13 protein-coding genes are annotated in these 11387 nt (G+C 62.3%); 6 read left to right on the top strand and 7 right to left on the bottom strand.

Annotated features, from left to right (window positions below; genetic code table 11):
• Positions 1 to 71: 71 nt before the first annotated feature.
• From PHF15_RS10830 to PHF15_RS10815, 4 genes are read left to right on the top strand one after another with little or no spacing between them, the layout of a single operon-like run.
• Positions 72 to 281, top strand: coding sequence for a glycine zipper 2TM domain-containing protein (locus PHF15_RS10830; protein WP_300121057.1), 210 nt, complete (start codon positions 72 to 74; stop codon positions 279 to 281).
• A 37-nt stretch (positions 282 to 318) separates the two neighbouring features.
• A complete protein-coding gene (locus PHF15_RS10825; RefSeq protein ID WP_300121055.1) occupies positions 319 to 1227 on the top strand; it encodes a hypothetical protein in 909 nt (302 codons plus the stop codon).
• A 21-nt stretch (positions 1228 to 1248) separates the two neighbouring features.
• A complete protein-coding gene (locus PHF15_RS10820; RefSeq protein ID WP_300121053.1) occupies positions 1249 to 1383 on the top strand; it encodes a hypothetical protein in 135 nt (44 codons plus the stop codon).
• Positions 1384 to 1437: 54 nt separating this feature from the next.
• Complete coding sequence (locus PHF15_RS10815) at positions 1438 to 1647, top strand: hypothetical protein (protein WP_300121052.1); 210 nt, start codon at positions 1438 to 1440, stop codon at positions 1645 to 1647.
• Here PHF15_RS10815 and PHF15_RS10810 read toward each other — a convergent pair.
• The 7 genes from PHF15_RS10810 to PHF15_RS10780 all read right to left on the bottom strand — a co-directional run bounded on the left by PHF15_RS10810 (position 1631) and on the right by PHF15_RS10780 (position 9077).
• Complete coding sequence (locus PHF15_RS10810; protein WP_300121050.1) at positions 1631 to 1915, bottom strand: hypothetical protein; 285 nt, start codon at positions 1913 to 1915, stop codon at positions 1631 to 1633. The two genes, PHF15_RS10815 and PHF15_RS10810, sit on opposite strands and share 17 nt — an antisense overlap.
• A 32-nt stretch (positions 1916 to 1947) precedes the next feature.
• Entirely contained in the window at positions 1948 to 2880 is a 933-nt protein-coding gene (locus tag PHF15_RS10805; protein WP_300121048.1) for an OmpA family protein, read from the bottom strand.
• A 26-nt stretch (positions 2881 to 2906) separates the two neighbouring features.
• Positions 2907 to 3284, bottom strand: coding sequence for a DUF4398 domain-containing protein (locus tag PHF15_RS10800; protein WP_300121046.1), 378 nt, complete (start codon positions 3282 to 3284; stop codon positions 2907 to 2909).
• Between the two features lie 185 nt (positions 3285 to 3469).
• Entirely contained in the window at positions 3470 to 6544 is a 3075-nt protein-coding gene (locus PHF15_RS10795; RefSeq protein WP_300121044.1) for an efflux RND transporter permease subunit, read from the bottom strand.
• Between the two features lie 15 nt (positions 6545 to 6559).
• A complete protein-coding gene (locus PHF15_RS10790; protein ID WP_300121043.1) occupies positions 6560 to 7753 on the bottom strand; it encodes an efflux RND transporter periplasmic adaptor subunit in 1194 nt (397 codons plus the stop codon).
• 78 nt (positions 7754 to 7831) lie between these two features.
• Complete coding sequence (gene rnhA, locus PHF15_RS10785; protein WP_300121184.1) at positions 7832 to 8281, bottom strand: ribonuclease HI; 450 nt, start codon at positions 8279 to 8281, stop codon at positions 7832 to 7834.
• A 10-nt stretch (positions 8282 to 8291) separates the two neighbouring features.
• On the bottom strand, positions 8292 to 9077 hold the full coding sequence (locus PHF15_RS10780; RefSeq protein WP_300121042.1) for a class I SAM-dependent methyltransferase: 786 nt from the start codon (positions 9075 to 9077) through the stop codon (positions 8292 to 8294).
• Between PHF15_RS10780 and gloB the strand changes: the two genes are divergently transcribed.
• Positions 9076 to 9843: a hydroxyacylglutathione hydrolase gene (gene gloB / locus PHF15_RS10775; RefSeq protein ID WP_300121041.1), complete on the top strand. Its 768-nt coding sequence runs from the start codon at positions 9076 to 9078 to the stop codon at positions 9841 to 9843. The two genes, PHF15_RS10780 and gloB, sit on opposite strands and share 2 nt — an antisense overlap.
• A complete protein-coding gene (locus tag PHF15_RS10770) occupies positions 9840 to 11387 on the top strand; it encodes a transglycosylase SLT domain-containing protein (RefSeq protein WP_300121040.1) in 1548 nt (515 codons plus the stop codon). Before gloB ends, PHF15_RS10770 begins: the two co-directional genes overlap by 4 nt.

The following is an 11387-nucleotide window of genomic DNA, read 5'->3' as shown; positions in this document are numbered from 1 at the left end:
AATGGGTCTTCGTCCGTGCCAACGCGCTCTGCGTCGCACGATATGATTCTTAATCGACCTGGAGAATTTTCATGAACTTTACCAAACGTATTTCTGCCGCTGTGCTGGTGTTGGCCGCCTTGGGCCTGGGTGGCTGCGCCGGCATGACCCATCAGGAAAAAGGCACGGCAACCGGTGCCGTGATTGGCGGCGTTGCCGGCAATGTGGTCGGCGGCGGCTTGCTCGGCACTGCTGCCGGTGCGGCTATCGGTGGCGTCATCGGCCACGAAGTGACCAAATAACACACCTCGCGCAAGCTTGGAACCATTGGAGTTGTCCATGACAGCCGAAAGGTATGGGCGCTGCCGGCCAGGCATTTTGCAATGCCTGGCCGGTTTTGTTTTGGTCTGCCATGTCAACAGCGCGTGGGCCGGAACAGAGGCAGCCCTGGCGCTGGCGCTGCAGGGACAGTACACGCGCCTGCAAACACAACTCCAGCACAACGCGTTTGGACGTCCCCTGGTGCTTCAGTCCGCAGAGAGCGCAGACGGCCTGTCGGGCGACATTTACGCCGTCGTGGCCTTCCCGTTTGCCACGGTCAGCACAGGAATGAGGTCACCCGGGCATTGGTGCGAAGTGATGATGTTGCACATCAACACCAAATACTGTCGCGCCGTGGCAGGGTCGACAGGCACTGCCTTGCGCGTCAACATTGGCAAAAAAACACCCCAACCCATTGCTGCCGCCCCGCGGGTCGAGCTTCAATACACTGAAACCGCAGTCACCCATGCGTATTTTGCAATCACACTCACGGCAAAAGACGGACCGTTAGACACCAGCAACTATCGCATTCATCTTGAGGCGGTTGAACTGCCGGACAACCAATCGTTCTTGCATTTCACCTACGCCTATGACGTGGGCTTGGTAAGCCGTCTGGCCATGAAGACCTATCTGGCCACTCTGGGAGCCGGCAAAGTGGGCTTCACCCAGGTCGGCACAAGTGCCAACGGCCAGCCCGTTCATGTGGCGGGGATGCGCGGCGTGGTGGAGCGCAACACCATGCGTTATTACCTGGCGATCGACAGCTTTTTGGCATCGCTCGGCGAGCCACCCGCGACACAGGTCGAGCATCGTCTGAATGCCTGGTTTGACGCGGTAGAACGTTACCCGCGCCAGTTGCATGAGGTTGACCGGTCAGACTATCTTGAGATGAAACGCGCTGAGGTCGCGCGCCAGCAAGCTGGTTGACTAAACGCCACATTTTTCAAAATGCCATTTGATCTGCCTTTGTACTGGGCTCTGCTCAAAAAGGTATTCAATTTATGGCTTGACGACGACGTACCCTGCATGGGCGCGGCGCTGGCCACCATGGAACGCTTGTGGAGCCCGCTCTTTGGCGGCTGACTCACCATTGCCGGCGCCAGCAACGCGGCCGCCGGATTCGCCCTGGTCACCGCCATGTTTGCGCTGATCTACAAAGTGATGCCACGCGCCGGCGTTTACATCGGCCGCAGCGGCATTGTGTCGGGCTTTGGTGCCGCGGGCTTGCTGGTGGTGGTGCTGTTGTGGGTGTATTACTCGGCCCAGATCTTTCTGATCGGGGCCGAATTCACCTGGGTGTATGCCAATCTGTTTGGCTCCAGAAAGCCGCTTAGACCTGCGATTTGAAGTAGTTGAATGAATGCACAAAAGCTTCACGCACCTTGTCCATTTCCGTCGCCATGGTTTTCCAGGTGTCTTCACTCGCGGTTTTGAGCTCGTCGAGCTTGGCACCGGCCAACTTGGACTGGTGGCGCAGCTTGCGCATTTCTTCCAGATAAGCGTCGCGCGCATCGGCCTTGGCTTCGGTGGCCCTGGCTTCGAGCTTGTTCATGTTGGCGTTGAGCTCATCAAGCTGCGACTTCATTTTTTCGATGTAAACGTTTTTGGTGGTCATGGTTTTTCCTTGGGTTGAATCAATCGGGGGGATCAGCGTGCGATCACCTTGCCGCTGTCGTCGGACAAGACGATCTCGACACGGCGGTTGAGCTGGCGGCTGGCGGCACTGTCGTTGGCGGCCACGGGAAAGGATTCGCCGTAACCACGCATGTCAATGCGCTCACGCGCCACACCCAATTCCAGCAAGGCGGTGCGCACCGCGCCGGCGCGGCGCTCCGACAGGCCCTGGTTGTAGTCGGCGGCGCCAGTGCTGTCGGCAAAGCCTTCAATCAGCACATTGCGCTGCGGGTTTTGCTGCAACACATTGGCCAACTTCTGCGCGCTGCGCATGCCGTCGGTCGTCAGGCGCGACAAGTCGGTGCCAAACAGCACGTCGCCCAGCGTGATGACGGTACCGCGTGCCGTTTTCTTGGCAGCAAGTTCAGCCAACTGGGCTTCAAGTTGCGCGGCACGCGCCTGCGCTTCCTGCGTCTGGCGCTGGGCATTGGCGGCGTCCAGCTGGGCTTGGCGGGCAGCCAGTTGCGACTGGGCGGCATTGCTTTGCGCCTGTTGCGCGGCCAGGGTGGCTTTTTCGGCGCTGAGTTTGGCTGCGTTGGCTTCGTTGGTGCGCGCGTCCAGGCGCAACTGGTCGCGCTCCTTGCCGGCATTGGCGATTTCAGCCTCGGCCATCTTGCGTTTGGTCACTTCCTGCGCGAGGGCGATCTTTTGCTTGGCCAGGTAGGCCAGGTTGTCAATCTTCTCATCGCTGCCGCGATCATTCGCTTCGACGTTGGCCTGTGCCATGGCCTGGGTCGCCAGCTTCATTTCAAACGGCGCATAAGTGGCAACGTCGGGGTTGCCCTGGGCCGCCATGTAGTCGGTCCGGGCCTGGTCCAGCAGCGATGTTGTTTTGGGGGTCGAGCTGCAGCCTGCCAGGAAGGCGGCAATTGCCAGAACGATGGGGGCCAATTGAGTTTTTTTCATGATGTTTCCTGTCTGTAGGGTTGAATTTATTGGGCGGTGCGATTGAGCTCTTCGCGCAACACGCGAATGTCTTCCTGCAGCACATCGGCGGCGGCCTGCGCCTTGACCGAGCTGGCGGTGCTTTGCGCCAGCTTGGCGTCGGCCTGGGCCTGGTTGGCCAGTTCGATCGCCAGCTTGTAATCCTTGGCCAGCATGGCTTTGTTGGCCAGTGCCAGCTTCTCGCGCGCCGAGGCCATTTCAAGCGGCGCATACTGGGCGCCACCGGCACCCGCAGCGTTGGCGACAGCAGCGTTCGATACCGCCACATCGGCCGTCGCCGGGGTTTTCAAACTGGTGCAGCCCACCGCGAGCGTGAGGGCGGCGGCAGACAACAAGGCAAGGCCGCCTCGGGTATTTGACTTCATCATGGAACTCCTGTAACGGTTCACCCAAAGCACAATCGCCTTGGCTAAATCAGGTTATAGGCGGCCCAGCTGGAAAAGTCTGTTCGCTGGCATACAGAGCGCGTCTTAGGCGGGCGCCAATACGCGACCCGCTGCCATCCCAGGCCACAACGCATTCCGGCTTTTTTTGGAAGTTTCGCTACGGCTCAACCGGCAGTTGCGGCCGGACTCAAAGCCAGTTCCTTCTTGGCCCCCGGCACTTGCTTGCGTGCCAGCAAGGTGTACATGGTGGGCACCACGAACACCGTTAGCAAGGTGCCCAGGCTCATGCCGCCCACAATCACCCAGCCAATCTGATGCCTGCTCTCGGCGCCCGCGCCGGTGGCGATGGCCAGCGGCACCGCGCCCAGCACCATGGCGCCGGTGGTCATCATGATCGGGCGCAGGCGCTGCGCGGCAGACTGCTGGATGGCGGCCATTGTGTCCAGGCCCTGCTCGCGCAGCTTGTTGGCAAATTCGACGATCAGAATGCCGTGCTTGGTGATCAGGCCCACCAGCGTGATCAGGCCGATCTGGCTGAACACATTGAACGTGCCGCCGGACCATTTGAGCGCCAGCAGCGCACCCGCCATCGACAAGGGCACGCTGAACAGGATCACAAACGGATCGACAAAGCTCTCGAATTGCGCTGCCAGCACCAGAAAGATGAACAACAGCGCCAGCGCAAACACCAGTGCCAGAGAATCTGACGACTTTTTGAACTCACGGCTGATGCCGTTCAGGTCGGTGGCATAACCGGGTTTGAGGACTTTTTGCGCCGTGGCGTCCATGAACTGCAGCGCCTCGCCCACCGAGTAAGTGGCCGACAAATTGGACGTGATGGTGGCCGAGCGACGCTGGCCGAAATGGATCAGCTCGCGCGGCACCACCACCTCGCGGATATGGACCAAGCTTGACAGAGGAATCAGCTCGGCGCCCTTGCCGCGCACAAAAATGCTTTCGATGTCGTCCGGCGCATCGCGGCCCAAGGCCGCGGTCTGAACGATCACGTCGTATTTCTCGCCACCGCGTTTGTAGCGCGTCACCTTGCGCCCGCCCAGCAGGGTCTCGATGGAACGGGCGATCGCATCGACACTGACGCCCAGGTCGGCGGCGCGCTCGCGGTTCACCTCGAGCTTGATCTCGGGCTTGTTCAGGCGCAAATCGGTGTCCACCTGAACAAAGCCGGGGTTTTTGGCCAGTTCGTCCTGGAAGGCGCGCAATGTTTTGTTGAGTTCCTCGTAACTCTCCGAGGTGATGATGACGTATTCAATTGGCTGGCTGCGAAAACCCTGGCCCAGCGACGGCGGCGTGATCGGTGTGGCGTTGACGCCAGACAACCCCGAGAAACGCGGCGTCATGGTGCGCGCCATCTCCAGCGTGGTGCGCTCGCGCTCGTCCCACGGTTTGGCCCTGAAGAACACATTGGCCTGCGACACCGTGGGATTGCCGACGGTGGCAAAGATGCGGTCGAACTCGGGGTAGTCTTCGGCGATCTTTTCCACGCCACGCACATAGCGGTCGGTGTAAGCCAGCGTGGCACCGTCGGGTGCGTTGACGCGCGCCAGCACCACGCCCCGGTCTTCCAGCGGCGCCAGTTCGCGCTTGATGTCGCCCAGCACCCACCACGACACCACGCCACTGGCCACCATCACGGTCAGCACCAGATAGCGCCGGTGCAAGGACCAGTCCAGCAGCCCGGCATAAACCCGCGTCACCCATTGCAACAGGTTTTCCATGTGCGCATCGAACCAGGTCGGGCGCGGGTTGTGCCGCAGCAGCAAGGACGACAACATGGGCGACAAGGTCAACGCAACGATGCCGGAAATCACCACCGCGCCGGCCAGCGCCAACGCAAATTCGGTGAACAGGCGCCCGGTGCGCCCGGGTGAAAACGCCAGCGGCGCATACACCGCCACCAGCGTCATGGTCATGGCGACGATGGCAAAACCCACCTCGCGCGCACCGCGGATGGCCGCCTGAAACGGCGGCAGGCCCTCCTCGATATGGCGGTAGATGTTCTCCAGCATGACGATGGCATCGTCCACCACCAGCCCGATCGCCAGCACCAGCGCCAGCAGCGTGAGCGTGTTGATGCTGAAGCCCGCCAGCGCCATCATGGCGAAGGTGCCGATCAGCGACACTGGAATGGTGATAAGCGGAATCAGCGAGGCGCGCAAAGTGCGCAAAAACACAAAGATCACCAGCGCCACCAGCACGGCGGCTTCGACAATGGTGGTGAACACCGCCTTGATCGACTGGTCGATGAACACCGAGTTGTCGTTGGCAACCTCGATCTGCACGCCCGGCGGCAAGTCGCGGCGCAGCTTGTCGAGCAGGCCGCGCACGCCTTTGCTCAGCTCCAGCGGGTTGGCGGTGCTTTGCCGCACCACGCCCACGCCGACCGCGTCGCGGCCGTTCAGGCGCACAAAAGATCGTTCATCGACCGGCGCCTCCTGCACGCGTGCCACGTCGCCAATGCGGATCGGCTGGCCATTCACCGTGCGAATTACCACCTGGGCAAATTCCGGCGGCCGTTCAAGGTCGGTGGCTGCGGTGACGTTGAACTCGCGCTGGGCGCTCTCGATGCGCCCGGCAGGCACCTCCAGATTGGCGCGGCGCAAGGCGTCTTCGAGGTCTTGCACGGTGAGCTGATAGGCGGCCAGCTTGCCCGGATCGACCCAGATGCGCATGGCAAATTTGCGCTCACCGTAGATGTTCACTTCGGCCGCACCCGGCGCGGTTTGCAGCACCGGCTTGACCAGCGTGTTGGCCATCTCGGAGAGCTGCAAGGCATTGTGGGTGTCGGAGCTCAGCGCCAGGAAAATGACCGGGAACGATTCGGCCTCGACCTTGGCAATGACCGGTTCGTCGATGCCCTGCGGCAGACGCTGGCGCACCCGCGTGACCTTGTCGCGCACATCGGCAGCGGCGGCGTCGGCATCGCGGCTCAGGGCAAAGCGCACGCTGATCTGGCTGCGCTCCTGGCGGCTGGCGGAGGTGATCACATCGACCCCCTCGATGCCGGAGAGCGAGTCTTCCAGCACCTTGGTGACCTGGGCTTCCATCACCTCGCTGGAAGCGCCGGCAAAGGTGGTGGTGACAGACACCACGGGCTCGTCGATCTTGGGGTATTCGCGCACCGTGAGGCTTTTGAACGAGACCGCGCCGATCAGCACGATCAGCAGCGAGAGCACGGTGGCAAAGACCGGGCGGCGAATGGAGGTTTCAGCCAGTTGCATCGATCGCTCCCGGGCTCAAAGGCTGGCCGCCGAGGCAGCCGGACGGGCTGCCAGTGCTGCAGCGCCCCGGCCGAGTTCCACCACGCGCAGTGGTGAACCATCTTTTTGCAGGCGCTGCTGACCTGCCACGACCACGGTGTCAGCGGCACTCAATCCTGCCGTCACTTCAACCTTGCCTTGACGTCGCACGCCCAGCGCGACCTCTTGCCGCAAGGACACAAACTTGACATCCGGCGGTAACCTGGCACCGGCTTCAGGCGCCACCACCTTGATCACAAATTGCTTGCCGCCCTGCGGCACGATGGCTTCCTCAGGCACCACCAGGGCCGCGTCATTGACCGAGAACACCGTGCTCACGCGGGCAAACATGCCAGAGCGCAATGGCCCGCCCTGGCCCGTGCGGGACACGAGCGCACGCACGCCGAGCGAGCGGCCGTTGGCGTCGAGCAGCGGGTCGATGGCTTCCACCACGGCGTTGAAATTTTGACCAGGCAGGGCATCGAGGGCCAGCTCGACAGTTTGACCCGGTTTGACCTTGGCTCCAAAACGTTCGGGCAGACGGTAGTCCACCAGCATCTGGCGCGCGTCCTCCAACGCCACCAGGTCGGCGCCGTCCTTGACGTAATCGCCCACGTTCACCAACCGGATACCGGCCGTGCCGTCGAACGGTGCGCGCACCGCCATGCGGTTGAACCGCGCCTGCGCCAAAGCCAGCTGGGCCTGCGCCACCTGCAAATTGGCCGCGCTGGTGTCGAGCATTTGCTGGGCCACAAAATTGGCGGCCACCAGCTCCTGGGTGCGCTTGAAGCTGGCCTGGGCAATGGCCAGCTGCGCCTCCATTTGCTGCACTTCGGCACGCTGCAACTGGTCGTCAAACTGCACCAGGATTTGCCCCCGGCGCACCGGGCCGCCATCCTTGAAGTTGAGCGCGCTGATGCGGCCCACCAGCTCCGGGCGCAGCATCACGCTGTGGCGGGCGCGCAAACTGCCCACTGCCTGGGCATCGTCGCGCAGGCGTTGCAGCTCGACCTTGGCCACCTCCACGCCAGCCACCCTGGGCGCGCCAGCCGCGTTGCTGCTGGCGGGGGCGCTGGCTGCGCCAGTGACGGGCTTTGGCGCTGTCGGACGCGATTGCAGCCACCACGCCCCGCCACCCGCCACAGCGATACCCAAAACAGCAAGCGCTGTGAAAGAAAATTTAGAAGTCATGAAAGTAGTCCAGTCAATGCCAACAAACCATGCACCGCGCTACTGTAGCGGGACCGGGCACGCCTTGCAGTGCAGGGTTCAGCGCTGTGCCAGCGCGATGTCCACGCCCTGGTTGGCCAGCTCGTCGGCGCGCTCGTTGCCGGGGTCACCGTTGTGGCCACGCACCCAGAACCACTCGATCTGGTGGCTTCCGTCGTTGACCAACGCGTCCAGTCGCTGCCACAAGTCCACATTTTTGACCGGGGCCTTGCTGGCGGTTTTCCAGCCGCGCGCTTTCCAGCCCGGCAGCCATTCTGTCATGCCCTTGAGGACGTACTGGCTGTCCACATGCAGCCTGACCTTGCAGGGGCGCTTCAAGGCGGTCAGCGCCTCGATCACCGCCATCATTTCCATGCGGTTGTTGGTGGTCCCCAGTTCACCGCCAAACAGCTCCTTTTCGGCGTCGGCAGATTTGAGCAGTGCACCCCAGCCGCCCGGGCCCGGGTTACCCTTGCAGGCGCCGTCGGTGTAAATATCAATCAGATTCAAAACCTTGACCTCATCCTTCTTCATGCAAACCATTATGAAAACCAGCCTGGGCACTGCCAGCGCTGTTGGCCACGGAAACAGGCGCAGTGGCCAGGATTCTTGGCGTATTCCAGCCCGGATTGAGCAGCGTCATGCCGCGCACCCGCTTGACCGCGACCAATCCATAGACGGCGCCAAAAAATGGCCACCAGCGCGCGCCCGCCTTGTCCATCCAGGCAAAGCGCTGCAACCACGTCTGGTTGGCCAGGGCCGGCCGATAGCAGCCAAAGTGCCCCGACTCGATTTCAAAACTCAGCAGGCGCAACCAATCGCGGCAACGCAGGTAACCGATGAACTCACCGTTTTGCGGCAAAAACAGCCGGTTCACGCCCAGGCGCCGGTACAGGTGCGCGCGTTGCTGGCGAAAGCCCCACAAACTCATGGGGTTAAAGCCGCAGATCACCACTCGGCCCTCGGGCACCAGCACGCGTGCCACTTCACTCAAGGCGGTGTGCGGGTCGGCGGTGAGTTCGAGCGCGTGCGGCAGCACCACCAGATCGAGACTGCCAGACGGAAAGGGCAGTGCCGCAAAGTCGGTGACAAAGGCGGCCTTCTCATGGGGAATTTCAGTTGCCAGCCATCGGTGCGGCATGCGGTTGGCAGCCAGCCCGTCGAGCTCGGGCAAACCCAGTTGCAGGGCATGAAAGCCAAACACATCGGTCACCGCCCGGGCCATGTATGCTCGCTCCCACGCCAGCAGATAAGCGCCCGGCGGTGTCGTCATCCATTCGTGCAAACCTATAATTTGTTCAGCCATGAAATTAATACCAATACCTGCTTTCGACGACAACTACATCTGGATGCTGCACGACGGCCGCCGGGCGTTGGTGGTTGACCCTGGAGATGCCAACCCTGTGCTGGCTGCATTGCAGCAAGGCGGTTTGGCGCTGGAAGCGATTCTAGTCACGCACCACCACGGCGACCATACCGGCGGCGTCGATACCCTGCGCCAAAATACGGGCGCGCTGGTTTATGGTCCCGCAGGGGAGCGCATGCCAGAACCCCTGCAGCGCCTGGGTGACGGCGATGTGATCCGGCCGCTGGGCTTGCGCTTCGAGGTGCTGCTGGTGCCGGGCCACACTGCCGGCCACATCGCCTATGTGGGCCATATCCCCGACGAAGACCCCGTTTTGTTTTGTGGTGACACCATGTTCAGCGCGGGTTGCGGTCGCCTGTTCGAAGGTACACCGGCGCAAATGCTGACCTCGCTGACGCGTCTGGCCGCCCTGCCCGATGCCACCCGCATGTGCTGCGCTCACGAATACACCCTGGACGGCTTGTGTTTTGCCCGCGCCGTTGAGCCCGACAATGCGGCCGTGCAGGCCTATACGGATCGGGCCCATGCACTGCGCGACCAGGAGTTGCCGACGTTGCCCTCCTCGATCGGCCTTGAGAAAACCGTGAATCCTTTTTTGCGCACTCATTTGCCCAGCGTGGCTCATGCAGTGCGGCAGAGGTCCCCGAACGCGCATGACCCCGTCAGCGTGTTTGCCGCCCTGCGAACCTGGAAAGATCAATTTTGAAATTTCTTCTTCACTGGTTGGTGCTTTCTGCCAGCGTTTGGCTGGCCGGTTGCGCCAACCCGGCATTGGCTCCCACAGATACGCCTGCGTCTTCAAGTGTTGGCGCACCGGTGTCCGGCAGCACCAGCACCAGCGCCAACGACAGCAACCCCGCGCTCTACCCCGCGGGCGGCCTCAAGCCACTCACCTCTTTGCACCTGGGCTCGCAAAGTGTGCATGCCGTGCTGCCGCCGGCCGACCTGTGGGAGCGCGTGCGCCGCGGCTTTGCCATGCCCGACCTCGACACCGACCTGGTGCGCGAGCGCGAACTCTGGTACAGCAGCCGCCCCGACTACATGGCCCGCATGACCGAGCGCGGCAGCAAATACCTGTTCTACATCGTCGAAGAACTGGAGCGGCGCGACATGCCCAGCGAATTGGCGCTGCTGCCATTCATCGAGAGCGCCTTCAATCCGCAGGCGATCTCCAGCGCCAAGGCGGCCGGCATGTGGCAGTTCATGCCCGCCACCGGCAAGCATTTCGACCTCAAGCAAAACATGTTTCGCGACGACCGCCGCGACGTGATCGAATCGACCCGCGCCGCGCTGGATTACATGCAAAAGCTCTATGGCATGTTCGGCGACTGGCATCTGGCGCTGGCCGCCTACAACTGGGGCGAGGGCAGCGTGCAGCGCGCCATCAAGAAAGCCAAAAAGGCCGGCACCGGCACCGGCTATACCGATCTGGTCATGCCCATGGAAACCCGCTTTTACGTGCCCAAGTTGCAGGCCGTGAAAAACATCGTGGCCAATCCTGAATCCTTCCGGGTGACCCTGCCGGAGATCGGCAACCATCCCTATTTCCAGAGCGTCGAGATCACGCATGACATCGATGTGTCGCTTGCTGCCTCACTGGCCGAGGTACCGCTGGACGATTTCCGGGCGCTCAACCCCTCCGCCAGCAAACCCGTTTTATTGGCGGCCGGCACTTCGCAAATTCTGCTGCCGTGGGACAACGCCGAACGCTTCCAAAGCAACCTTGAGGCCTACACGGGCGGGCGTTTGACCAACTGGACGGCCTGGATCGCACCCACCACCCTCAAGCCCGCCGATGCCGCCAAGCGTGTCGGCATGACCGAGGCCGAGCTGCTGAGCGTCAACCAGATTCCGCCCCGGATGCGGATCAGGGCCGGCTCGACCCTGCTGGTGCGGCGCTCGGCCAGCATCGACAGCGACGTCACAGAGCACGTCGCCGACAACGGTTACCTGTCACTGGCGCCCGACGTGGTGTTGAGAAAAACCGTGGTGAAAGCAGGCAAGAGAGACAACGTCGCCAGCATGGCCAGGCGCTTCAGCGTGAGCGCCCAGGTGCTTGCTGACTGGAACAAGGTAAGCACGTCGGCCACTTTCAGACTGGGGCAATCGGTCGTGCTTTACTTGCCAGCCAAGGCGCGAGCCGGGCGCGGCGCCAAGGCGCGCGGAAAAACGGCGGTCGCCAGGGCGGCCAAACGCGCGCCGGTCAAATCAGCGGCCAGGAAAAAACCCGTCAAGCTGGCGCGCCAATAA

Origin of the sequence: Rhodoferax sp. (genome assembly GCF_028689295.1) — a bacterium.
Lineage (GTDB): Bacteria > Pseudomonadota > Gammaproteobacteria > Burkholderiales > Burkholderiaceae_C > Rhodoferax.
This window is presented reverse-complemented; position numbering and strand designations above follow the sequence as displayed.